The organism is Vreelandella sp. F11 (assembly GCF_042466685.1).
In the GTDB taxonomy this organism is placed as follows: Bacteria; Pseudomonadota; Gammaproteobacteria; order Pseudomonadales; family Halomonadaceae; genus Vreelandella.
Genome location: NZ_CP170448.1, coordinates 3812982 through 3835464 on the forward strand (window position 1 = coordinate 3812982; position 22483 = coordinate 3835464).

Annotated in this window: 21 protein-coding genes and 3 tRNA genes; 11 read left to right on the top strand and 13 right to left on the bottom strand. The window is 56.0% G+C overall.

From position 1 onward, the window contains the following. Positions 1 to 18: 18 nt before the first annotated feature. Positions 19 to 2802: a DNA polymerase I gene (polA, locus tag ACFIOZ_RS17505; RefSeq protein WP_386080014.1), complete on the bottom strand. Its 2784-nt coding sequence runs from the start codon at positions 2800 to 2802 to the stop codon at positions 19 to 21. A 175-nt stretch (positions 2803 to 2977) separates the two neighbouring features. Here polA and ACFIOZ_RS17510 point away from each other — a divergent pair, with 175 nt between their 5' ends. Beyond that, positions 2978 to 3937 carry a homoserine kinase gene (locus tag ACFIOZ_RS17510; protein ID WP_386080015.1) on the top strand — a complete coding sequence of 320 codons (960 nt, stop codon included), beginning with the start codon at positions 2978 to 2980 and terminating at the stop codon, positions 3935 to 3937. Next, the gene (gene speA / locus ACFIOZ_RS17515; protein ID WP_386080017.1) at positions 3934 to 5850 is read left to right on the top strand and encodes a biosynthetic arginine decarboxylase; all 1917 of its coding nucleotides are present in this window, start codon (positions 3934 to 3936) and stop codon (positions 5848 to 5850) included. The genes ACFIOZ_RS17510 and speA overlap by 4 nt, the downstream gene beginning before the upstream one ends. 162 nt (positions 5851 to 6012) lie before the next feature. On the opposite strand, the gene ACFIOZ_RS17520 is transcribed toward speA, so the two are convergent. Next, a complete protein-coding gene (locus ACFIOZ_RS17520) occupies positions 6013 to 6678 on the bottom strand; it encodes a fumarylacetoacetate hydrolase family protein (protein WP_035585610.1) in 666 nt (221 codons plus the stop codon). Between the two features lie 118 nt (positions 6679 to 6796). Further along, positions 6797 to 7795, bottom strand: coding sequence for an ectoine hydroxylase (thpD, locus tag ACFIOZ_RS17525; protein ID WP_386080019.1), 999 nt, complete (start codon positions 7793 to 7795; stop codon positions 6797 to 6799). A gap of 269 nt (positions 7796 to 8064) precedes the next feature. On the opposite strand from thpD, the gene ACFIOZ_RS17530 reads away from it, so the two are divergent. From ACFIOZ_RS17530 to ACFIOZ_RS17540, 3 genes are all read left to right on the top strand, one after another. Further along, positions 8065 to 8523: an META domain-containing protein gene (locus ACFIOZ_RS17530; protein ID WP_386080021.1), complete on the top strand. Its 459-nt coding sequence runs from the start codon at positions 8065 to 8067 to the stop codon at positions 8521 to 8523. A gap of 580 nt (positions 8524 to 9103) precedes the next feature. Continuing rightward, a complete protein-coding gene (locus tag ACFIOZ_RS17535) occupies positions 9104 to 9397 on the top strand; it encodes a hypothetical protein (RefSeq protein WP_386080023.1) in 294 nt (97 codons plus the stop codon). A gap of 83 nt (positions 9398 to 9480) precedes the next feature. Continuing rightward, positions 9481 to 10095 (top strand): YiiX/YebB-like N1pC/P60 family cysteine hydrolase, encoded by a 615-nt coding sequence (locus tag ACFIOZ_RS17540; RefSeq protein WP_386080025.1) that lies wholly within the window; start codon positions 9481 to 9483, stop codon positions 10093 to 10095. Between the two features lie 254 nt (positions 10096 to 10349). Here ACFIOZ_RS17540 and ACFIOZ_RS17545 read toward each other — a convergent pair. The 7 genes from ACFIOZ_RS17545 to ACFIOZ_RS17575 form a co-directional block, all read right to left on the bottom strand. Then, a tRNA-Thr gene (locus tag ACFIOZ_RS17545) sits at positions 10350 to 10425 on the bottom strand. A gap of 72 nt (positions 10426 to 10497) precedes the next feature. Then, positions 10498 to 10572, bottom strand: a tRNA-Gln gene (locus ACFIOZ_RS17550). A 6-nt stretch (positions 10573 to 10578) separates the two neighbouring features. After that, a tRNA-Phe gene (locus ACFIOZ_RS17555) sits at positions 10579 to 10654 on the bottom strand. A gap of 231 nt (positions 10655 to 10885) precedes the next feature. Beyond that, positions 10886 to 11161, bottom strand: a complete 276-nt coding sequence (locus tag ACFIOZ_RS17560) for an oxidative damage protection protein (RefSeq protein ID WP_035585612.1) — start codon at positions 11159 to 11161, stop codon at positions 10886 to 10888. Positions 11162 to 11231: 70 nt separating this feature from the next. Continuing rightward, complete coding sequence (gene mutY / locus ACFIOZ_RS17565) at positions 11232 to 12326, bottom strand: A/G-specific adenine glycosylase (protein WP_386080027.1); 1095 nt, start codon at positions 12324 to 12326, stop codon at positions 11232 to 11234. A 134-nt stretch (positions 12327 to 12460) separates the two neighbouring features. After that, positions 12461 to 14800 carry an AsmA family protein gene (locus ACFIOZ_RS17570; protein WP_386080029.1) on the bottom strand — a complete coding sequence of 780 codons (2340 nt, stop codon included), beginning with the start codon at positions 14798 to 14800 and terminating at the stop codon, positions 12461 to 12463. Next, entirely contained in the window at positions 14800 to 15282 is a 483-nt protein-coding gene (locus ACFIOZ_RS17575; RefSeq protein WP_088699291.1) for a GNAT family N-acetyltransferase, read from the bottom strand. The genes ACFIOZ_RS17570 and ACFIOZ_RS17575 overlap by 1 nt, the downstream gene beginning before the upstream one ends. 196 nt (positions 15283 to 15478) lie before the next feature. Between ACFIOZ_RS17575 and hisB the strand changes: the two genes are divergently transcribed. The 5 genes from hisB (at position 15479) to ACFIOZ_RS17600 (ending at position 18862) form a co-directional block, all read left to right on the top strand. After that, positions 15479 to 16072, top strand: a complete 594-nt coding sequence (gene hisB / locus ACFIOZ_RS17580) for an imidazoleglycerol-phosphate dehydratase HisB (protein WP_386080031.1) — start codon at positions 15479 to 15481, stop codon at positions 16070 to 16072. 85 nt (positions 16073 to 16157) lie between these two features. Continuing rightward, positions 16158 to 16799, top strand: a complete 642-nt coding sequence (gene hisH, locus ACFIOZ_RS17585; RefSeq protein WP_386080033.1) for an imidazole glycerol phosphate synthase subunit HisH — start codon at positions 16158 to 16160, stop codon at positions 16797 to 16799. A gap of 11 nt (positions 16800 to 16810) precedes the next feature. Next, positions 16811 to 17557, top strand: a complete 747-nt coding sequence (gene hisA / locus ACFIOZ_RS17590; RefSeq protein ID WP_386080034.1) for a 1-(5-phosphoribosyl)-5-[(5-phosphoribosylamino)methylideneamino]imidazole-4-carboxamide isomerase — start codon at positions 16811 to 16813, stop codon at positions 17555 to 17557. Further along, positions 17554 to 18327: an imidazole glycerol phosphate synthase subunit HisF gene (hisF, locus tag ACFIOZ_RS17595; protein ID WP_386080036.1), complete on the top strand. Its 774-nt coding sequence runs from the start codon at positions 17554 to 17556 to the stop codon at positions 18325 to 18327. Before hisA ends, hisF begins: the two co-directional genes overlap by 4 nt. A gap of 28 nt (positions 18328 to 18355) precedes the next feature. Continuing rightward, the gene (locus ACFIOZ_RS17600) at positions 18356 to 18862 is read left to right on the top strand and encodes a hypothetical protein (RefSeq protein WP_386080038.1); all 507 of its coding nucleotides are present in this window, start codon (positions 18356 to 18358) and stop codon (positions 18860 to 18862) included. A 3-nt stretch (positions 18863 to 18865) separates the two neighbouring features. On the opposite strand, the gene ACFIOZ_RS17605 is transcribed toward ACFIOZ_RS17600, so the two are convergent. Beyond that, positions 18866 to 19468, bottom strand: a complete 603-nt coding sequence (locus ACFIOZ_RS17605; RefSeq protein ID WP_386080040.1) for a YjaG family protein — start codon at positions 19466 to 19468, stop codon at positions 18866 to 18868. Positions 19469 to 19596: 128 nt separating this feature from the next. On the opposite strand from ACFIOZ_RS17605, the gene ACFIOZ_RS17610 reads away from it, so the two are divergent. Continuing rightward, on the top strand, positions 19597 to 20286 hold the full coding sequence (locus ACFIOZ_RS17610) for a type 1 glutamine amidotransferase (protein ID WP_386080042.1): 690 nt from the start codon (positions 19597 to 19599) through the stop codon (positions 20284 to 20286). Positions 20287 to 20307: 21 nt separating this feature from the next. Here the strand turns inward: ACFIOZ_RS17610 and mnmH are convergent, their stop codons facing one another. Together mnmH and selD are read right to left on the bottom strand one after the other, a co-directional pair. Next, positions 20308 to 21396, bottom strand: a complete 1089-nt coding sequence (mnmH, locus tag ACFIOZ_RS17615) for a tRNA 2-selenouridine(34) synthase MnmH (RefSeq protein ID WP_386080043.1) — start codon at positions 21394 to 21396, stop codon at positions 20308 to 20310. After that, a complete protein-coding gene (selD, locus tag ACFIOZ_RS17620) occupies positions 21393 to 22430 on the bottom strand; it encodes a selenide, water dikinase SelD (protein ID WP_386080045.1) in 1038 nt (345 codons plus the stop codon). The genes mnmH and selD overlap by 4 nt, the downstream gene beginning before the upstream one ends. Positions 22431 to 22483 lie beyond the last annotated feature (53 nt).

Here is a 22483-nt window from a genome sequence, read left to right on the forward strand (position 1 = left end):
TTTATTTACCATTTAGGGTTAATGCGCCTCATCCCAGTTAGCGCCGCTCTCCGCTTCTACAATCAGCGGCACTTTTAGCTCAGCCGCGCCCTGCATGCGTTTTTGCACCTGCTCGATAAACGCCTCGACCTGCTTCTCGGCGACCTCAAACACCAGTTCATCGTGCACCTGCATGACCATTAGCGCGTCGAACTCGCCTTCTGCCAGCCACCCATCCACGTCGATCATCGCCTGCTTGATAATGTCGGCGGCAGTGCCCTGCATCGGCGCATTAATGGCGGTCCGCTCGGCGCCTTGGCGACGGTTGCGATTTTGCGACTGAATTTCCGGCAGGTAGAGCCGCCGCCCTAATACAGTTTCGACGAAGCCATCTTCCGCCGCCTGGGAGCGAATGCGCTCCATATAGCGGGCCACGCCAGGGTAGCGATCGAAGTAGCGGTCAATATAAGTTTGCGCTTGGTTACGCTCGATATGCAGTTGGCGCGACAGCCCCCAGGCACTCATGCCGTAGATCAAGCCGAAGTTAATCGCTTTGGCGCTGCGCCGCTGATCGCCAGAGACCTTCTCAAGGGAGGTGCCGAAGACTTCCGCTGCGGTGGCAGTGTGGATATCGCGCCCTTCGGCAAAGGCTTCGAGCAGGCCTTTATCTTCGGAAAGGTGCGCCATAATGCGCAGTTCGATCTGCGAGTAGTCGGCGGCGACAATGCGATAGCCAGGGCGGGCAATAAACGCCTGGCGAATCTTGCGCCCCTCTTCAGTACGAATGGGGATGTTCTGTAAGTTGGGGTCTGATGACGACAGCCGCCCGGTGGCGGTAACCGCCTGGTGATAGCTGGTATGTACCCGGCCAGTGGCTTTATTGAGCAGCCGCGGCAATTTATCGGTATAAGTGGACTTCAGCTTGGCCAGCCCCCGATGCTGCATAATCACCTTGGGCAGCGGGTAATCCAGCGCCAGCTCTTCTAGTACGCCTTCCGCGGTAGAGGGGGCGCCTTTAGGGGTTTTCTTGAGCACGGGAATTTTCTGCTCTTCAAACAGAATTTGCCCCAGCTGCTTGGGCGACCCCAGGTTAAATTCGCGCCCGGCGAGTTCAAACGCCTCGCGCTCTAGTTCGCCAATTCGCTTTTCTAACTGCTGGCTCTGTTGATGCAGCAGCTCCGCATCCACCGCCACCCCATTGCGCTCAATGCGCGAGAGCACCTGGATCAGCGGTAGCTCGATACTATCCAGCACCTCCGCCAGGCGCCCTTCGCTTTCGACCTGTGGGCGTAGCGCTTGCTGCAGCCGCAGGGTGATATCGACATCTTCGCAGGCGTAAGGCGCCGCTTGCTCCAGGGCAATCTGGTTAAAGGTCAGTTGCTTGGCGCCTTTACCAGCAATCTCTTCGAAGGAGATGGTCTTCTCGCCCAGATACTTCAGCGCCAGGGAGTCCATATCGTGGCGGGTAGCGGTGGAGTTGAGCACATAGGAAGCCAGCATGGTGTCGGCAAACGGGCCCGCCACGGCAATCGCATAGTTGGCCAGCACGGAAATGTCGTACTTCAGATTTTGGCCAATCTTGGTCTTGGTCGAGTCTTCCAGCAGCGGCTTTAGTGCCGCCAGCACTGTTTTGCGGTCAAGCTGCTTAGGCGCATCCAGGTAGTCGTGGGCAAGCGGGATGTAGGCCGCCTCCCCCGCTTCCAGCGACAAGCCGACGCCGACGATTTCTGCATCCATATAGTTGAGGCTGGTGGTCTCCAAGTCAAAGCAGAAGCGTTCGGCGTTTTGTAGCCTATCCAGCCAGCGCTCAAAGTCTGCCTGTTCAAGAATGACGTGATCTTCTCGAGCACTCCCACTGGCAGATGGCTCCGCGCTTTCGAGATCGTTATCGTCAGCGCTGGCGGGTGCTGGCTCGCCGCCTTTTACGTCATCCACGCCTTCGTCCTTGCCTTCCAGCAGCTCGCCCAGCCACTGGCGGAACTCCATCTCTTTATACAGCGCCACCAGCGCTTCGCGATCTGGATGGGCAATATCCAAATCATCCAGGCCCACCGGCAGATCGCAATCGACTTTAATGGTCGCCAACTGATAGGAGAGAAACGCCTGCTCGCGATGCTCTTCAAGCTTTTTAGGCAGCGTTTTAGCGCCCCGGAAAGTAAGCGTTTTTACTCGCTCTAAATCGCCGTAGATGGTCTCCAGACCGCCGCCCATGCCTTGCAGCAGGCCAATCGCGGTCTTTTCACCCACGCCGGGCACGCCGGGGATGTTATCGACCTTGTCCCCCATCAGGGCGAGAAAATCGATAATCAGGGCGGGGGGCAGGCCAAACTTCTCTTCTACCCCTGACTCGTCCAGGGTTTCATCCTTCATGGTGTTGACCAACGTGATATGGGCATTGACCAACTGCGCCATGTCCTTATCGCCGGTGGAGATCACCGCGTCGCGCCCCGCTTGGGTGGCATGGTGGGCCAACGTACCAATCACATCGTCAGCTTCAACGCCTTCAATACACAGCAGCGGCAGGCCCAACGCTTTGACGCAGGCGTGCAACGGCGCAATTTGGCTGCGCAAGTCATCGGGCATGGGCGGGCGGTGAGCTTTATAGTCGCTATACATCTCATCACGGAAGGTTTTACCCGGCGCGTCAAATACCACCGCCATGGGGCTGTCGGGGTAATCCTTGATCAGCCGTTTGAGCATATTCAACACGCCTTTCACCGCGCCCGTCGGCTGACCATTGGAGGTCGTTAGCGGCGGCAGCGCATGGAAGGCACGGTAAAGGTAGGAGGAGCCATCTACGAGGACGATCGGAGCGCGAGCCATAACCAAATTCCTAAAGAGAGTCGTAAAAAATAAGTGCTAAAAAGAGTTCCTCACATGATACCCGCTGCGCAGGCTGCCTGCAGAGGCAAACTCTCCTCTCTTTAACACGACAACGCTGCCAACTCAGCGACCAAGCCGCTACAATAATGGGCTTAGCAACCTGGGCGAGACTCTCATGGCTGTATTTACCCCGCTTAGCGACGCACAGGTCGCCGCGTTTTTAGAAAAATTTGATGTTGGCAGCTTCGTTTCCCTACAGGGGGTGGCGGGCGGCACCGAAAATTCGACCTTTTTTGTCACTACCGACCGCCGCCAGCTGGTGTTAACCCTGTTCGAACAGGGCGAGCACGCCGAGCTGCCGTTCTTCGTTGAGCTGCTCGACTATTTAGACGAACACCGCCTGCCGGTGCCTGGCACTATTCACGACCGTGAAGGCATTGCGCTGCATAGCCTGGAGGGCAAACCGGCGCTGCTATTCCCGCGCCTGCCTGGCCGTCATCCGGAAGCGCCCAATCTGGCCCAGTGCCAAGCCTTAGGCGATGCATTGGGTCGCCTGCACGTGGTGTCGAAGCGCTTCCCCGGCCATCGCCCGAACCCACGAGATCTCAATTGGCTCCATATCATGCATCACAAGGTATTGAGCTACCTAAGTCCCGCCGATCAAACGTTGATGAAGGACGAAGTCGACGATTTCGAAGGCGCCTTTATGCAGCACGGGGAATTGCCCCAAGGCGCCCTTCATGGCGACCTTTTCCGTGACAACACCCTGTTTGAGGGAGATCAGCTTGGCGGTATTATCGACTTTTATAATGGCTGCACTGGCGACCTGCTGTTTGATCTGGCGATCGTGATCAACGACTGGGCCTCTAACGACGATGGCACACTCCACCCTGAGCGCTACAATACCCTGTTAAGTGCCTACCAGGCACGCCGCCCATTAACTGCGGATGAACGGGAATTGTGGCCCACCATGCTACGCATGACGGCGCTACGCTACTGGTTGTCACGCCTGCTGGTGGTCTATGTTGACCCACCGGCCCACGACTTGACGCCCCACGACCCCGAGCGTTTCCGTACCATTTTAAACGCGCGCATTGCCCACGGTGCACTGCCGCTACCTGAGGTTTCTGCATGAGTGTGATGGCAACGACTAGCCCTGCCCTTCGCGCACGGCGCACCTGGAATATCGACCAATGGGGCAGCGGCTACTTTGACGTAGATGACCACGGCCAAGCCCTGGTACGCCCGCTGGGTAGCGATGCGGAAGGCCCGGCGCTACCGTTGAGCGGCTTGGTTCGCCAGCTGCAAAACGCTGGGCTGCGCCTGCCGGTGCTGGTGCGCTTTAGCGATATTCTTCACGACCGGGTCGAGCAGTTGTGCGGTGCGTTTGATGCCGCGATGAGCGACTGCGACTATCAGGGCGGCTACACCGCGGTTTACCCGATTAAAGTGAACCAGCAGCGCCGGGTGGTCGAAGAGATTCTGGCGACCGCCGAGCGCGGCAGTGGTCGTGTAGGACTGGAAGCGGGCAGCAAACCAGAACTGCTGGCGGTGTTGGCGCTTTCCGACGGTGGCTCCTCGCTGATTGTGTGTAACGGCTACAAAGACCGGGAATACGTACGACTGGCGCTGCTTGGGGAAAAGCTCGGCCACAAGGTCTACTTGGTGGTCGAAAAGCTCTCCGAGCTGCAGCTGATTTTGGAAGAGGCCCGCGAGCTGGAGGTCACGCCCCGCATAGGCCTGCGCGCCCGCCTGGCCTCGGTGGGTAAAGGCAAATGGCAGAATACCGGCGGCGAAAAATCCAAGTTCGGTCTCACCGCCAGTCAGATACTTGAAGTCGTCGATACACTGCGTCGCGAGGAGGCGCTGGAGAGTCTGCAACTGGTGCACTTCCACCTGGGCTCCCAGATTGCCAATATTCGCGACATTCAGCGCGGTCTGCGCGAATGCGCACGCTTTTATCAAAACCTGATGGAACTGGGCGCACCGATTGACACGGTGGACGTGGGCGGCGGTTTGGGTATCGACTACGAAGGCACGCGTTCGCGCAGTTTCTGCTCGGCCAACTACTCGATGCGTGAGTACGCCCGTAACGTAGTGAGCGCCTTTGCCCAGCTATGCCAAGAGGCGAACCTCCCGCAGCCACACCTGATCAGCGAATCGGGGCGCGCACTCACCGCTCACCATGCGGTGTTGATCACCAATGTGATTGGCGAGGAGCGTATCGACGACACTCCACCGGAGCGGCATGCTCAAGAGGACACTCAGGTTGAGTTACTCTGGCGTGTGTTCGAGCAACTCGCCACCGCACAAGAGCCGCGCATGTTGGTAGAAGCGTGGCATGACCTGCTGCAAGCGGTGAGTGAGCTGCAAGAGCGCTTTGTGATGGGCTTGAGTGATATTACCGCCCGCGCCGAAGGCGAGCGGGTTTATATGGCTGCCTGCGCGCGGCTGCGTACCCAGCTTGATACCCGCAACCGAGCCCATCGCGAAATTATGGATGAACTCGCGGAGAAGCTCGCCGATAAACTGTTCGTCAACTTTTCCCTGTTCCAGTCGGTGCCTGACGTTTGGGGCATTGAGCAGATCTTCCCGGTGCTGCCGCTAAGCGGGCTCGATCAGGCCCCCACTCGGCGGGCAGTGATACAGGATATTACCTGCGATTCTGATGGCCGCATCGACAGCTACGTCGACGGGCAGGGGGTGGAGAGCACCCTACCGCTGCCTGAGTGGGCTTCAGACGACGAGCGCTGGCTAGGCTTCTTCCTGGTGGGCGCCTATCAAGAGATCCTTGGCGATTTGCATAACCTGTTTGGCGATACCGACTCCGTCGATGCGGCGCTCAATGCCGACGGCGAATGGACGCTGTCTAACCCGTTGGCCGGGGACTCGGTGGCCCAGGTGCTGGCTTACGTCAACTTCAATGCCAACGTACTCAAGCAGAAGCTCACCGACCAGCTAGCCGCTAGCGGCTTCTCTGCCGATGAGCAGGCTCGCTTTGCGGCCAGTTTAAGCGAAGGGCTGGAAGGCTATACCTATCTTGAATAAGCTGTCTTGAATGAGCTGTCTTGAATGGCCTACCTAGCTAAGTAGGCTTAACAGCCCAAAAAGAAACGCCACCCGTGGTTAACAGGTGGCGTTTCTATTGATAACGATAGCGAATGCTTGTGGCGGGCTATCGGCTTCACTGCTTGCGCATCAACGGGTTAGTTACTCGACGACGCTGGTCTCAATTTCCAAACCGCCGGTCAAGGTTAAGCGCAGTGATGAACCGCGAACCAGTTCCCCAACGCCTGAAGGCGTGCCGGTTAGGATCACATCGCCCGGCTCCAGGGTGAAGTGGCGGCTCATTTCAGCCACCAGCGTGGGGACAGCAAAGATCATATCGGAACCTTCGCCGTGCTGACGCTCTTCCCCATCAATCTCAAGGGTAAACGCCAGCGCATTCCAGTTGGGAACCCGGCTTAGCGGCAGAAACGAGGAAAGCGGGCAAGCGCCATCAAACGCTTTGGCGATTTCCCAAGGGTGCCCCTTCTCTTTTAGCTTGGTCTGTACATCACGCAGCGTTAAATCCATCGCCAACCCAATACCGACAATCGCGCGCTCGGCTTCATCCAGGGTGGCGTGGGTTAAGGTTTCGCCCACTAACAGCGCAAGTTCAACTTCATAATGCACGTCGCCGCGTGAAAAGGGTGGATCCAACGGCTTGGTCAGATCCACAACGCTGGTCGACGGTTTAATGAACAGCAGCGGCTCAGTGGGAACGGGATTATCCAGCTCTTTCGCATGGTCGGCATAATTACGGCCGATGCAGACAACCTTGCCCAGCGGGTGGGGAAACTCCTGGCCATCGGTAAACTGTGGAACAAAACGCATGGCGGGTATTCTCCTTCTCATTATGCGTGCCGCATTCGCAACGACAGGCGCAACAGTTTACCCCACCTATACGAAGGTTCCACACCCTTCGGCCATGAATTTGTTTCCCCGCTGCTGGTTAGCGATACTGCTGAGCCTGCTGATCAGGGCTATGAGCCAAGAAATCCGGCCGCTGCTTACTCGCCGCGAACGGCTCCCGGCAGCGATTGTCCTGGCGGTTAAACACGAAGAACACATTACTACGCGGGTCGGGCGAAAGGTTCGCGTTCGAAGCATGCAGGGTATTACAATCAAACAGCAATAAGCCGCCCGCCTTACCTTTCGGCGCTTCAATACCGTGCTCCTCCACTAGCTCGGTTAACGCCTCTGGGCTGGGTACGCCCACCTCCTGGGCTTTCAGCGAGCTTTTATGGTTATCTTCCGGCGTTTCACCCAGGCAGGGCACAAATTTTTTGTGCGAACCGGGAATCAGCATCAACGGGCCGTTGAACTCGTGGTTGTCAGTTAAGATCAACGAAGCGCTAACCGCGTGCATGGCGGGCATGCCGTCTTCTGCGTGCCATGTCTCAAAGTCGGAGTGCCAGTTAAAGCCCTTGCCGGCAAATCCAGGCTTATAGTTAATCCGCGACTGATGCACATAAGGATCGCCGCCAATGATTTGACGGGCGGCACCCGCTACACGCTCATCGCTGGCCAGTTTGCCCAACCGTTCAGAGAGGAAGTGCACCGCAAATAGCGAGCGGATCTCCTGGCTCTCTGGCTCAGTCACGCTGAAATCCTGATTGAGATACTCATCGTTGCTCATCAGCGCCTTCATTTCCTGGCGCAACTCATCAAGCTCTTCGCCTGAAATGAGGTTAGGAATAAACAGAAACCCCTTACGCTCAAACTCATCGAGCTGCGCCTGGCTTAATGGGCCGGAAAGCTGGCGCCCCTTGACCACCGCATCCTGGCGCGGCAGCCAGGTCTGTGCAGGGGGTGTGGCTAAGCGCGACGGGTAGGCATCCTGTACCTGTGCGCGTTGCGACTGTGTGCTGTGCACATTAGGCGCATCGGCCATTTCGCTATACTGCTTATGGGCGGTTACTGAATGTAGTGGTGTACTTTTGACTGTCATCTAATCCACTCCTTGTATGATTAGGTTTCAGGTCGAATGTTGTTGCAACTACGTATAAAAATGCACGGCTAAAACGTCGTGCAGGGAGTAGCCTAGCCGACTAATATTTTACCGCAAGGCGTGATTTCTGGTTTGATAACGTAGGTTACGTGAAAAAAATTGAAGAGTGGCTTTTTGAGCAATTAGTCACCTAAAAAGCACGCTCGACGCCACAATATATGCGGTTAATGGTTCTAAATTTTTTAGCTAACTGAATAAGGAATCAAGCTTTGAAAAGACGGCTAGCGCTTTATGGTTTTATCGGTGCCCTATTGATAACCGCCGGATGCTCTTCACCAGCCATGGATAGTCAAGAGACCGCTCATCGCCCGGACGCACCGTTGATCAACACCTACTGGAAGCTAGTAACGCTTGATAACGCGGCGGTCGTCACGCGCGAGAATTTTCGTGAACCCCACTTGGTACTTCACCAAGATGTCTCACGTTTAGCAGGCGCTACCGGCTGTAATAACTTGATGGGCAGTTACTCCGTGGAGAGAGAGCACATCACGTTTAATCAGGTCGCCACCACCAAAATGGCCTGCCCTGCTGCGCAGATGAAAACCGAGCAAGCATTTCTATTAGCCCTTGAGCAGGCAGTTGCATGGCATATGAATGGCTCAGCACTTGAGTTATTGGATGATAATAATGAACCACTGGCTAGCTTCGAAGCGGTGCATCTTTATTAGCCCTAGTCATAGGATCACTTAGTGAACTCGGTTGCCTCTTCTGTTCTCTTTTTGTCAGTATCTCAGCGAATACACGGACTTTTGCTGGGCGAAAACGTGCTAACAGGAAACCACATATATACCGCCTGAAGGCCAGCTCCAATGAGACAGAATAGGTATCCGCCACCCTGATTGAGCTTCTTCGACAGAACAGTGAGATGTTCATCGACAGCTCGACGTCACCCACCACATGCAAGGGTGAAAATGCGTTGATGGCTGAGTACAGCCGAGCATCAATTCCAGGCTATCTATTTATACTGTCAAGTAATAGTGAAAGCTTCATAAATGCTTTATGGGAAATGTTAGAGAGAAAGGCATACTGGACTTATAAAGGCATTGACAACAAAATTGACTTAAATCCAGCTTTCGAGACTTTAAAGAGCTCACAGGACTAAGACCCAGTAGACCAGTGTAACTACTTACAGAATCGTGAGAGGGGTTGAGGTGGGCCTATAGGCCACCCTTACAAGTAGTTGATAGCCAATATTGACTGAACTTTTGATAATATGCCGCTTGGGTCGAATCATTTTAAGGGAATAGCATGAAGCGTTACACACTCTATCCAATAGCACTGCTCATCTTGGCAGCCCTCCTCACAGCCTGCTCAGGCGGTGAACCTGAAAATACCGTAGAAACTTTCTTCCAAGCCTCAGCCGATGGTGACACCGAGAAGGCGATTGACCAAATATCGTTCGCTAGCGTCGGGGCAGATGAGATGGTCGCAGCCAAAGGTAAAGTCCAGATGATAGTAGGCGACCTGCATCAGCGAATTAACGCCAACGATGGCCTGGATTCAGTAGAAACCCTGAACTCAGATATATCCGAAAATGGCTAACAGGCGACCATTCAGAGCAGAATCACCTTCGGTAATGGCAAAACCACGAACGAGACCACCAGGCTTATTAAAGACGGTGGTGATTGGAAGATATCGCTTCAATAATGATGTCGAAGTCATTCTGGGCTTACCTGATACTGCCCCTACTTGCGCTTGACTGCCTGACCCTACAAGCGAAAGCTGGCAACCTCAGTGGCGCAAGCCCAGGAGACTTAATCTTTCGCGAGGGTAATGAAGCCATCAGTGGCATGGTGTTGACGATGGACAATGGTCATTTCAGCCATGTCGGCCTTTTGGCCAAGCAAGAGGGTGAATGGGTTGTCATCCATTCCACTCCCTCTGAGATCGAGGGACGGATCGATGGCGTTGTCATCGATCCGGTTGAGTTCTTCATTTCTCCACAGCGCTCCCGACATCACGCAGTCTACCGCGTGGAGGCCACGGACGATCAGCGAGAACATGCTGTTAGCTGGGCAATGAACCAGGAAGGTACACCTTTCAGTGTACTAAGCCCTGAGGGGATCTACTGTACCACTCTCGTATGGAAAGCCTGGCAGAGTGCTGGATTGGATCTGGAAGCCCAGTTTACTCATGTGGCCATTCCATTAGCGGAAGGAGACTTCCTACTCCCTAGTGGCCTGCTATCATCCTCGAAGCTGACGCTCCTTGAACCGGAGGCCCTGTCGGTTCAGCAGTGACATACCGATATAACACTAGGCTTCAAAATATCAGCAAGCTGGCGAATTCAATCGCACTAGACCCATTTGGTTATACGTCGTAGAACAAACCTCTATGGCAGAGGGTTCAATTGCCAGAACAATGATGAACAGCCATTATTTTTGGTTAAAGCCGTGTCTACACCTGTAGACATTTTGTAGACACACACGAAAAAGCCGCCCCTAAGGACGGCTTAATCTGATTCTCTAACGCTTAACTTTTAACCACTTTACAGTGGTGCCGACACCAGGAGTCGAACCCGGGACCTACTGATTACAAGTCAGTTGCTCTACCAACTGAGCTATGTCGGCGCTTCACGTTTTCTTGAGAAAATGACTGCTTCGCTGTTACGCTCTGCAATCAACAAGAAATCTTGTTGGCAATGGCTGGGGTACCAGGATTCGAACCTGGGAATGCCGCTACCAAAAAGCGGTGCCTTACCACTTGGCGATACCCCAACTGCGTGGTGGCCAGAGACGGAATCGAACCGCCGACACGGGGATTTTCAATCCCCTGCTCTACCAACTGAGCTATCTGGCCGCTGCCAACGGTGCGTATTAAACTAAAAACGCCGCTTTTCGTCAACACCTTTGTGAAACTTTCTTGCGATACCGATGCTTAGGGGGCTTTTTTTCCTACGTCACCGTTAGCTTGACCTGCCTTGTTAACAGGCTGAGAGCCACTGATAACAAGTCAGTTGCTCTTCCTAACCGCCCTCCTCACCCTCTCTTCATGCCCGCTATTTATGGCAGCTATTTATGACTGCGCAGGTTATGCCTGAGTAGGCGGCACATAACCTTCGGCTTGGTCGGTCTCCTGGTTGTCCAGGAAGCGCTGCATCTGCTCCATCAAGTACGCCCTGGATTCAGGGTCGAGCATGTTGAGGTGTTTCTCATTGATCAGGCGGGTTTGCAGCGCCTGCCAGGCTTCCCAGGCGGGCTTGGAAACAGTGGCCTGTATCTCCTGGCCCTGCTTACCCGGCAAAGGCGGGAAGGGCAGGGCTTCTAGCTCTTTTTGGTACTTGCGGCAAAAAACAGTATTACTCATAACGTACTCCTGGTTCTGGGATCTGGATTTGATGCAATGATCTCAATCAACCCAATCTGCTAGCAAACGCCTAGGCGTGCCCTGGTGTTGGGTTGAGGCTAAAGGGCGTTAGCTGGCTGAGCAGCGCTTTAACGGGGGCGGCAAGCCCCAGCTCGGGCGGATAGTTAACGTCGTACCATACGCCGCTTTCGCGAACACCGCCCAGCCTATCGCAGCTCACGGGCTGCGGGGTAATTTCTAAGCGAAAATGGCTGAAGGTGTGATAAAAGCTAGGCGACGCAGTTTCCCGCTTAGGGTTCACGGCATTGACTTCAAGCCAGTCGTTGAGCTCGCTATGTTTCTCGAACTGCGGCAAACTCCATAGCCCGCCCCATAAACCGCTGGGAGGACGTTTCTCCAGCCATACCCGGCCTTCTGGGTCACGCAGCATCAGCATGATCGTTTGCCGTGTGGGCAGCGCCTTTTTGGGTTTGGATTCCGGATAGCGCTTTTGTTCGCCTTGGGCGTAGGCCAAACAGACATCGTTAAATGGGCAGCTCAGGCAGTCTGGCTTGCTGCGTTTACATAGCGTGGCGCCAAAATCCATCATCGCCTGGGTGTAATCCGCCAAGCGCTCTGCTGGGGTGTAGTACTCCGCCAACGCCCACAATTTTCTCTCCACATCAGGCTTACCCGGCCAGCCGGGCAGCGCATGCAGACGCGTGAGCGAGCGCTTTACATTGCCATCTAAAATCGCGGCCCGCTGCCCTGTGCTTTGCGCAATGATAGCGCCCGCGGTGGAGCGACCAATACCGGGCAAGGCGACTAACGCGTCGATACTTTCAGTCGGCAGCTCACCATTATGCTCCTGCCAGGCAACCTGGGCAGCTTTATGCAAGTTGCGCGCACGGGCATAGTAGCCAAGCCCTGTCCAGAGATGCAGCACTTCATCCTGAGGGGCCTTGGCAAGACTCTCCAGAGTAGGAAAGCGCGCCATAAACCGCTCAAAATAGCCTATCACAGTGGCCACCTGGGTTTGCTGCAGCATGATTTCCGACACCCACACCCGGTAGGCGCTACGCGGCGACTGCCACGGCAAGTCGTGGCGACCGTAGCGGTCGAACCAGGTCATTAGGCGCTGTTGGAATTCGTTTGCCGCCAGCCGCGGCGTGGGCATATCTGCCATGCACGCTCCTTAAACAGAAATGGGTATATGAAACAGAAATGGGCGGACACCCGAGCCAATAAAAAAAGCGCCGGCGTTTAGGCCGGCGCAGCACTTACTGTTTCAATGAAAGCGTTACTTCACACCCTGGATGCTCAGTTAAACAGGCTACGTAGGCCATCGCGAAGTTCTTTGGCAGCGCCTTCACCGAGGCGTTCGTCGAGTTCATCTAACGAGTCGCCCAGCCGCTCTTCCAGCTCTTCATTTACACGATCTCCGGTTTCGTTACGCAACAGGTCAACAACAGCGGTTTGGAACATCTCGCGGTCAAAGCGACACCACTCAGTGCGCTCATCGCCGAAATTACCTTCACAGCGTACAGGTAGCGGCAACTGCTCAAGGCGCGGATTGACCTCACAGGCCGCGTCGGCGGTGTCGACCAAACGAGCATTCGCACGGGTATCAAAGTTCAAGCTAACGAGGTTGAGCTCGCCCTCTCCACGCACATCGATACCGGGTAGAGTGATGAGCAGGTCGTCACTCTTCACTAAGCCGTTGCTGATTTGCAAGGTTGCATCAAAGCGCTCAAAGCGAGTATCGGAGTGCCAATCCCGCAAAGTGCCCTCTCCCTCTAACTGAGCTACCAGTTCGCACATTTGCTTGGAAATGTTGGTATTTAAAATAGCGCCATCGGTTAGACGAGCATTAAGCGCACCATTGAGATTGCCGATGAGTGCTTCGCGGGTATTGCCCTGGCTGGTAAGGTCGCCGGATAGATTTAAACGGCCACGCAGTGGTGACGCCTCTTCCTCTTCGCTGATTGCTTCGATCAGCGGCGCCATCTGGACGTTGCTGATAGTGGGTGATAGCGACCATTCAAGGATGGAGTCCCTCGCATCGACCTGGCCGGTAGCGCTGAGCTCACCTGCGTAGAAACCAGACTCAAACGCCGTTAGCCGTTGAACGCCGTCGTCGCCACGCAGCTGCAAGCGTGGTTTGTTGAAGGTAAGTCCTGAAAAAATAAGCGTATCGACACTCAGGTCGCCCTCTAGCGCCAGCTCTCTGAGTGACGATTGCGGCAGCAAGGTGTTGGATTCCTGGGCAAAAGCTTTACGTAACAAGCCGCGGCTGGCCTGTTCGGCGGTGGCCTCACCGGGTAGATAACGATCCAAGTCTAGTTGATCACCGGCTAAATCGAACGCCAAGCGTGAGCCATCCAGCGCGGCTGTCAGTTCACCGGTAAAGGTGCTGTCATCGACTACTAGCGAGAGGCTAGGCAGCGAGAGTTGTTCAGTATCACCTTCGACGGGGCTGGTCATGGCGACATCACTAAGCGCAGCCTCGCCCGCGGTAGTGAGGGTAATGCCCGCGCGGGCTAGCCAGGGGCGTAGCGTAAACGGCGCAGCGGTTAGCTGGCCCCGGTACTTGGGGGCATCACGAAGCTGCTCAATATTAAGGTGCCCACTCACCCTGAGCCCATCCGGCCCAGTGAGTTGCAGCTCCTTGAGCTGGGCCGTTTGTGCCTGCCAATCCCCCTCCAGGCCAAAGGCAAGCGCCAGCGCCAAGCTGCCTTGCCAGTTATCAGCATTGCGCAGTCCTGTCTCTAGCAGCCCCTCTTTGATGGTAAGCTGCTGCTCGCCCACACGGGCGAGAAACTCGGCAGCTTTTAAGCTGAGTTGCTGCGGCTCACCCTCAGCACCTTGCGTCGTGCGGGTGGTCAGCGCCATATTTTCAAGGGCGAAAAGCTTATCTGCTAAACCAAGACGCACGCGAGTTTCGAGATTAATCTCACTGGTCAGGTCTGGGGTGCGCTCCAAGACCTCGGCATCGAGCCGGTTATGCTTGGTCAGGGTGAACATGGCCTTCAGCGGAAAGGCGCGCAGTGGATTGACGTTGCTGCCTGAGATATTCAGTTGCTGCATACGCCACAGTGCTTGGGTTTGCGCATCGCGGAAGCGAATATCAGCATTTTTTACTTCAACGCTGGCAATACTTAACACTACCGCCAAGCTACCGGCGTCTGCATTAGGGCCAGCACTGGCGGGTGCCAGCACCGTTTCAGCCGCTCCCTCATTATGCTCGGAGAGACGCTCTAACAGGGGCTCCCAGTTACCTTCGCCTTGGGCATCACGCTCCAGGTTAAGGCGCATACCGTCTAGCGTAAGGCCGTCAACGGCAATTTCCCCGCGTAGCAACGGGCCAAATGCCACGCTCACCTCTGCGCGGTCAATCGCCGCAAAAGCAGCGCTCTCTTCAGCCTGTTCGGGTAACCAGGCGCGGGCCTTCTCTACGCTGACGCCGATACGCGGGTAGAATGACCAGGTAATCGGGCCTTCCAGCGCTAAATTGAGACCGGTTTGCTCCTCAACAACGGCGGTTAAACGGGGCTTGAAGTCTTCTGGATCCAGAAAAGTGGTCACATAGACCACGGCGGCGACCGCAACGATGGCAAGAATACCGACCGCTGCCAGCAAAATACGTAATAGCTGTTTCATTACCCTTTCCCTTGTGGGTCTAACTCAACAAAATCGCTGGTGGCGGGCATGCCCGCTGCCGGCGTTTCTGGATTAGCCATTGGCCGATAACCTAGCTTGGAGAGCAGCACGCGGTCGGCCAGTGGTAACGTGGACGTTTCAATGCGCAGAACGCGGCCTTCTTGCTTGGCTTGCTCGCCAAGTAGGGCCATCAGGCGCGAGCCGACACCCCGGCGGCGGGTGGTTTTGCGCACGCAGAGTTCAGACAGCCACCACGCTCGGTCTTGGCCCTCCTGAACAGCGACCGCCCCCAGCAGCCGATCATTAAAGAGTGCGCAGGCAAAAAAGTGCTGGCCTGCAAAATGTTGTTCAATAAATGGCTCAACCGTTGGGGTGGGCATACGCTCTTGGGGCGCATCCTGGTAGATGCGCACTAGATCAAGGCGCACCTGCTCATCGGCTTCCCAACGGGCCTGGTCGACATGATGCAGTGTCACCGGCATGGTGAAATCCTCTTCGCCAAAGCAGCCTGGCTGCTATTTCTGCCACAATTGATTGCGGCTACATTTCGCGCATTGTAGCGGATGAGGGCGCCGATTCACTATAATGGTCGCTTCGCCACCGGCTGATCAAACAGTGGTAAGTTGATGAGAGCCACCAGCCGTCCCTCAGAGTGCGCTTCAGCGCAGGAGATGCAACATGTCAGCGCGTATTGCCACGGTTAGCCGTGACACCAACGAAACGCAGATCAAGGTCAGCGTCAACCTCGACGGCGAAGGCCGTCTTAGCGGCCAAACCGGTGTTCCGTTTCTGGATCATATGCTTGATCAAGTTGCCCGCCACGGGATGATTGATCTTGATATCAATGCCACTGGCGACCTGCATATCGATGACCACCATACCGTAGAAGACCTGGGAATTACCCTAGGCCAAGCTTTTTTTAAAGCCATTGGCGATAAGCGCGGCATTTACCGCTATGGTCACGCCTATGTGCCCCTTGATGAAGCGCTCTCTCGCGTGGTGATCGATTTTTCCGGTCGGCCGGGCCTTTATATGAATGTCGAATTCACCCGCGACACCATTGGTAGCCTGGACACTCAGCTGTTCTGGGAGTTTTTCCAGGGCTTCGTCAATCACGCTCGGGTAACGCTGCATATCGACAACATTAAAGGCTTTAATGCTCACCACCAGGCGGAAACGATTTTTAAAGCCTTTGGCCGGGCGCTGCGTATGGCCGTAGCGGAAGACCCCCGCATGGAGGGCCAAATGCCCTCCACCAAGGGGAGTTTGTAATGCTGCTCTCCGCTAGCCCGAATGCGAGCACCGTACCAAGTGCTGTCTTAAGCAACATCTTAACAACTATTCCAAGGAGCGCTTCATGACCATTGCTGTGATCGACTACGGAATGGGCAATCTTCATTCTGTAGCCAAAGCGCTGGAGCATGTGACCCATGAGAATGTTGTCATTACCCGCGACCCGCGCCGCATCCTTGGCGCCACGCGTTTAGTGCTGCCGGGCCAGGGGGCCATTCGTGATTGCGTTGGCGAACTTGAACGCACCGAGTTACGCGGGTTGGTGGACGATATTTTAACCCGCCAGGCCAAACCGCTGCTGGGGATTTGCGTGGGCCAACAGATGTTGCTGGAGCGCAGCGAGGAGAACGGCGGTGTGGAGTGCCTGGGGTTCTTTAAAGGCAGCGTGGATCGTTTTCCCGGCGATATGCGCGACGCCCACGAGCAGCGCTTAAAAGTACCCCACATGGGCTGGAACGTGGTCGAACAGCACCATGAACACCCGCTCTGGGCAGGCATAGATAACCAAGAACACTTCTACTTTGTGCACAGCTACTATGTGAATGCCGCGGAAGATGCCCAGGTATTTGGCACGACTCAATACGGCAAGGTAAGCGCCCACGTGGCCATTGGCCGGGATTCGACCTTCGCGGTGCAGTTCCACCCGGAAAAAAGCTCCCGCGCAGGCCTTCGTCTGCTTGAAAATTTTGTCACCTGGACGCCCTGAGAGGATTTTTTATGTTGGTAATTCCCGCTATTGATCTCAAAGATGGCCAGTGTGTCCGGTTGAAGCAGGGCCGCATGGAAGACGCGACCTCCTACGGCGATGACCCAGTCGCTATGGCCGCACGCTGGGTAGAGGCAGGCGCCCGCCGCCTGCACCTGGTTGATTTAAACGGCGCCTTCGAGGGCAAGCCGATGAATGGCGACGCTGTTACGGCGATTGCTCGCGCCTACCCCAACCTGCCGATTCAAATCGGCGGCGGTATCCGCAGTGCGGAAACCATTGAGCACTATTTAAGTGCCGGTGTCTCTTACGTCATTATCGGTACCAAAGCAGTAAAAGAGCCTGAGTTTGTCGGCGAGATGTGCCGCGCCTTCCCTGGCCATGTGATCGTGGGACTCGATGCCAAAGATGGCTATGTTGCCACCGACGGTTGGGCCGAGGTCTCTACGGTCAAGGCCACTGAGCTTGCCAAGCGTTTCGCCAACGATGGCGTCTCCAGCATTGTCTACACCGACATAGCCCGCGACGGCATGATGCAGGGCGTCAACGTCGAAGCCACCGCACAACTGGCCCGTGAAGGCGGCTTACCGGTGATTGCCTCGGGTGGTGTGACCAATCTGGACGATATCAAAGCCCTTTGCGAGGTGGCTGATAGCGGCATCCTGGGCGCTATTACTGGCCGGGCGATTTATGAAGGCAGCCTGGATGTTGCCGAAGCTCAGCGATTGAGCGACCAACTCACGGGAGGCGGCTCATGAGCCTGACTAAACGCATTATCCCCTGCCTGGACGTAGACGCCGGACGCGTTGTTAAAGGCGTTAATTTTGTCGGCATTCGCGATGCCGGTGATCCGGTAGAGATTGCCCAGCGCTATAACCAGCAGGGCGCCGATGAAATCACCTTCCTCGATATTACCGCCAGCCATGAAGACCGCGACACCACGGTGGAGATGGTGGAGCGCATTGCCGGTGAGGTGTTTATCCCGCTGACCGTCGGCGGCGGCATTCGCAGCTGCGACGATATACGCACCATGTTGAATGCTGGAGCGGACAAGGTCTCCATCAATACCGCCGCGGTCACCAACCCTGAGTTTGTACGCGAAGCCGCCGAGCGCTTTGGCAGCCAGTGCATTGTGGTGGCGATTGATGCCAAGCGCGTATCGAAAGAGGGAGAAACACCCCGCTGGGAGATTTTCACCCACGGTGGACGCCGCCCAACGGGCCTGGATGCCGTTGAGTGGGCGCAGAAGATGGTTGAGTTCGGTGCCGGTGAACTGCTGCTCACCAGCATGGATCGCGACGGCACCAAGAGTGGTTTTGACCTGGGCGTGACCCACGCGATTTCCGAAGCGGTGAGCGTACCCGTGATTGCCTCGGGCGGTGTCGGCAATCTGGATCATTTCGTGGAGGGGGTGCTCAAAGGTGGCGCCGATGCAGTGCTGGCCGCGAGCATTTTCCACTTTGGGGAATACACCATCCCCGAAGCTAAGCGCTATATGGCCGAACGCGGTATCGAAATGCGTCTTTAAAATGCCCTTTATCAACCAGGAACTTCGAATGTTTCGCTCACATCCATGGATGGGATGGCTAGCAGGCTTGCTGTTTAGTATGCCTGCTACCGCATTCTCGCTACCTGATTGGTCACCGGAACTGGAGTGGGATCATACCCTGGTGCAAACCAGCCTTTATACCCGCCACTTCAGTCCCGACCCAGAACATACCAATCAGCAAGACCTGATCAGCATTGAACTGCATAATCCCAATAACTGGCTAGCGGGCGCGGCGTGGTTCAAAAACTCCTTTGATCAACCCACTTGGTACTTTTATGCAGGGCGGGAGTTTCCCCTTTGGCAAACCGATCAGGGGTTAAACGTGCGCGCCAAACTCACCGGTGGGCTCCTGCGTGGATATAAAGGCGAGTATCGCGACAAAATTCCGCTCAATCACTTGGAAGTTGCCCCGGCCGCACTCCCCAGTATTGGGGTGCAATGGGGCCGGTTTGAGTCTGATCTGATTGTGTTTGGCGCCGCCGGTATGATGGTAACGGCAGGGGTGCGCTTTTAGCCGCTACTCCTCGACCTCATCCAGCGATAACCCCAGGTTGCTGATACCGCCATTGCGGCCTAATTTTCGCACCTCTTTAAGCACTGCTTTATCCAGCGAGCCGCTAACGGCTTCCAACACGGCGTCCTGGAAGTCGTTCTCATCTGCCATCAGCGGATGATCGCGAATAATCAGTGCCAACGCTTGCGAGTCAACCTCACCTTCAGTGAGCTCTATAAAGGCGCGTACGCCCGCTCGGGAGGTGCGGCTAACATCTAGCACCGCCTCTGGAGAGTCGCCTTGCAAGGTGTCCAGCAGCGCCGAGACAGACACCACCGCATCCAGGGCGCGCCGGGCACCAAAGCTGTCATCCTCCTCAGGCGGTTCACACTCGGCTAACTTTTCCGCTTGGCGGGCAAAGTCGATACTGGCATTGGGCACACTCAGTCGCTCCCAGACCAAACTCAGCACAGTACCTAGTGTATGGCTATCACCCTGGCCGGTGGTTTGCTCATAGAGCACATAGTTAGGCAGCAAGCGCTCGCACAGTGCTGCCATAAAGGCTTGCTGGGCAGGTAGAGGGAGTTCTTGCAACCGTTGGTAAAAGCCCTGAGGTTTCGACACCATACTGATTTCCTGGATCGCTTGACGTGGGTTATTGGTGAAAAGTAGCGGGTACGTTATCGTCTCTCTACGCTTGGGGCGTTCCGCTCCCCCAGCGCCTTGATGATTGTCCGGCCGGCGAGGAGATTACCATGCATATTCATCTGCTACAGCACGGCCCTGACCATGGCCCCGCCCGTTTAACCGATTGGCTGACCAGCATGGGCCATAGTTACACCGTTTTTCATCTCTACGCAGGCGAGCTTAGCCCCCGCCCAAGCGAAGCCGATGCGTTGATTGTCCTTGATGGCCCAGAGGCGCTACTCGACCAACCACCGGCGTGGTTTAAAGCGGAAGATAAACTGATCAACCGCTACTTGGATGGCCAAAAACCGCTGTTGGGCATTGGCCTGGGCGCTCACTGGATAGCCCAGGCGCTGGGCTCAGTGGTGGCGCCTGGTACCTACCCGGAAACAGGCTGGCATACGGTCACGCTGGCGCCGGAAAGCTCGCTCGATTTACCCGAAACCTTCACCGCTTTTATGTGGCATCGCTACGTTTTCAGCCTACCCGACGACGCCTTACCCCTCGGCGGTAGCGAAGCCGCGCCGCTGCAAGGGTTTGCCTGGGACAGAGGGCGCGTTATCGGCCTGCTGTGTCATCTAGAAGCCACCGCGGCGAGTGTCAAACAGTTATTGGGGAGCGCTGAGTGGCCCACCGCAACGCCATCCACCGCCCGCTTTGTTCAGGATGCGGCGCAAATATTAGCAGACCCCAACCGCTTTATTCACCTTGCGCCGCAGCTCGACCGACTGATGACGCAGTGGCTTAAAGCGGCGTAAGCGCAGAAGGATGGAGCGCCGTCAGCGATTCCACTGCCTGGCGGCTTCCAGGCAACTATCCCAATCACCCACATGAACCTCTGGCGGTACGCTGCCACGCTGCTTCTCTAAGTGGTAACGGTAGAGCGGGTCGTAGTACTCGGTAAGCAGCGGCGCAAGCCAGGCTTCGTGGGCTTGGGGATTGCCTTGAGCATGCTCTTTGAAGGCTAGCACCTGCAGCCGCTGTAAGCGCTGCAGGCGAGCGTTGCCCAAGCGTTTGCCTAGCCGGATAAGTGCATTACTTAACTGCGCCTGCATTAATTGCCAGCCTTGATAGTCGCCATGACGAGCGGCATAGGCCTGTTCCAGATCGATAATATAGTCCTGCTGAATCTGCGCAAGACGCCAATCCAGCGGCATTTCGATACGCACCCGCGGCGCTTGCTGCAGTGCTCGCCAGAAAGTCAGCGGAATATTGGCGTTGCCAATCTGACGAGACTCATCTTCGATCACCAGCCCTTCCGTCAGCCCGATTAGCCGCTTGGCCAGCGCATGCTCAAAGTTGATTTGAGTAGCCGGCTCTTCGGGCCTGCGCCCAAAGGCCGAGCCTTTATGGTGCGCATAGGCCTCTAGATCGACGCCATTATCAAGCTGATTTATCAGCGCTGTCTTTGCACAACCGGTGAGCCCTGCAACCACTAGCATCGGCTGACGCGCTGCGGTATCAATGCGCTCACAGAGCACCTGACGCATGGCTTTCCAGCCGCCCTCCAGCCGTGGCCTTGAGATATCGGCTTCTTCCAGCCACTGTTGAGCAATTTGCGAGCGTAGCCCACCACGAAAGCAGTAGATCACTGCATCTGGATGGTCGGCTAAATACGCCTGCCACGCCGCAATTCGCGCCTGCTTGACCTCGCCACTGACCAAGCGCTCGCCCAGTTCAATCGCAGCGGCTTGGCCGTGCTTTTTATAGGCAATCCCCACCTGATGACGCTCATTATCGACCATCAAGGGCAGATTGACGGCCCCAGGCAGTGCGCCCTGGGCAAACTCGACCGGGGCGCGCACATCAATCAGTGGCCACGCTTGGCTGATGACGCTCAATACCGCCGGTGTCGTCGTCAGTGTCACCCAACCACCTCAATGGACGCACTGCCTTGGCGCGCTTTCATGACACCGAATGACTGTAACGACAGGCCGAATTCGCGGCCAATGCGCTCAACATCATCCTCCCAGGCGGGATCAACGCTTAGCAACAAGCCGCCAGAGGTTTGCGGGTCACACAGCCACTGCCAGTGGACATCATCCATAGCGGGCAGACTCTCCCCCAGCGCGTCACGATTGCGCAGCGTACCGCCAGGCACGGCGCCTTGGCGACGATAGGACTCAGCCTCGGCCAAACGAGGTAGCTTACGAAAATCAACCTGAGCCATGACATTGCTGGCTTGGCACATTTCAGTAAGGTGGCCCGCCAATCCAAAACCAGTGACATCGGTCATGGCGTTCACCCCTTTTACATCGGCAAGCTTTACGCCAATACTATTGGGCTTGAGCATGGTTTCCCGGGCAAGACCGTGGTGACCCATTTGCAGCACACCGCTTTTCTCGGCGGTGGTTAACATACCTACACCTAGCGGCTTGGTTAGATACAGCAGATCCCCCGGCTTGGCAGTGCTATTAAGCTTGAGCTTATCCAGGTCGACCAAGCCGTTAACAGCGAGCCCAAAAATCGGCTCGGGCGCATCAATGGAGTGACCACCCGCCAGGGCAACGCCTAATTCACGACACACTGCCTGGGCTCCAGCCATTACATCACCTGCCACTTCAGCGCTAAGCTTATCCAGCGGCCAGCCCAGAATGCCTAACGCCATTACTGGCGTCCCCCCCATGGCGTAAACGTCGCTGATGGCATTGGTCGCCGCGATGCGCCCAAAATCAAAGGGATCATCGACAATGGGCATAAAAAAATCAGTGGTGGCGATCATGCCGCGGCCATCGCCCAGGTCATACACCGCCGCATCCTCGCGCCCCTGGTTGCCGACGATAAGTTTCTTATGACCCGCAGCCGGCCCAGCCTTGGCGAGAATGCCATCCAGTACATCGGGAGCAATTTTGCAGCCACAGCCGGCGCCGTGGCTATATTGAGTCAAGCGAATCGAACTCATCGTGTCTCTCCTTGGCACTTTTTGGGGGATATCATTAGTTTAGCCCACTCTTC

Excerpts from the sequence above, each read along its gene's own strand:
- ACFIOZ_RS17610 (WP_386080042.1), top strand. The coding sequence starts at position 19,597 with ATGCATATTCATCTGCTACAGCACGGCCCTGACCATGGCCCCGCCCGT.
- polA (WP_386080014.1), bottom strand. The coding sequence starts at position 2,802 with ATGGCTCGCGCTCCGATCGTCCTCGTAGATGGCTCCTCCTACCTTTAC.
- mutY (WP_386080027.1), bottom strand. The coding sequence starts at position 12,326 with ATGGCAGATATGCCCACGCCGCGGCTGGCGGCAAACGAATTCCAACAG.
- ACFIOZ_RS17575 (WP_088699291.1), bottom strand. The coding sequence starts at position 15,282 with ATGCCGGTGACACTGCATCATGTCGACCAGGCCCGTTGGGAAGCCGAT.
- ACFIOZ_RS17605 (WP_386080040.1), bottom strand. The coding sequence starts at position 19,468 with ATGGTGTCGAAACCTCAGGGCTTTTACCAACGGTTGCAAGAACTCCCT.
- hisF (WP_386080036.1), top strand. The coding sequence starts at position 17,554 with ATGAGCCTGACTAAACGCATTATCCCCTGCCTGGACGTAGACGCCGGA.
- thpD (WP_386080019.1), bottom strand. The coding sequence starts at position 7,795 with ATGACAGTCAAAAGTACACCACTACATTCAGTAACCGCCCATAAGCAG.
- speA (WP_386080017.1), top strand. The coding sequence starts at position 3,934 with ATGAGTGTGATGGCAACGACTAGCCCTGCCCTTCGCGCACGGCGCACC.
- hisB (WP_386080031.1), top strand. The coding sequence starts at position 15,479 with ATGTCAGCGCGTATTGCCACGGTTAGCCGTGACACCAACGAAACGCAG.
- ACFIOZ_RS17535 (WP_386080023.1), top strand. The coding sequence starts at position 9,104 with ATGAAGCGTTACACACTCTATCCAATAGCACTGCTCATCTTGGCAGCC.
- hisH (WP_386080033.1), top strand. The coding sequence starts at position 16,158 with ATGACCATTGCTGTGATCGACTACGGAATGGGCAATCTTCATTCTGTA.
- ACFIOZ_RS17560 (WP_035585612.1), bottom strand. The coding sequence starts at position 11,161 with ATGAGTAATACTGTTTTTTGCCGCAAGTACCAAAAAGAGCTAGAAGCC.
- ACFIOZ_RS17600 (WP_386080038.1), top strand. The coding sequence starts at position 18,356 with ATGTTTCGCTCACATCCATGGATGGGATGGCTAGCAGGCTTGCTGTTT.
- ACFIOZ_RS17520 (WP_035585610.1), bottom strand. The coding sequence starts at position 6,678 with ATGCGTTTTGTTCCACAGTTTACCGATGGCCAGGAGTTTCCCCACCCG.
- ACFIOZ_RS17510 (WP_386080015.1), top strand. The coding sequence starts at position 2,978 with ATGGCTGTATTTACCCCGCTTAGCGACGCACAGGTCGCCGCGTTTTTA.
- selD (WP_386080045.1), bottom strand. The coding sequence starts at position 22,430 with ATGAGTTCGATTCGCTTGACTCAATATAGCCACGGCGCCGGCTGTGGC.
- ACFIOZ_RS17570 (WP_386080029.1), bottom strand. The coding sequence starts at position 14,800 with ATGAAACAGCTATTACGTATTTTGCTGGCAGCGGTCGGTATTCTTGCC.
- hisA (WP_386080034.1), top strand. The coding sequence starts at position 16,811 with ATGTTGGTAATTCCCGCTATTGATCTCAAAGATGGCCAGTGTGTCCGG.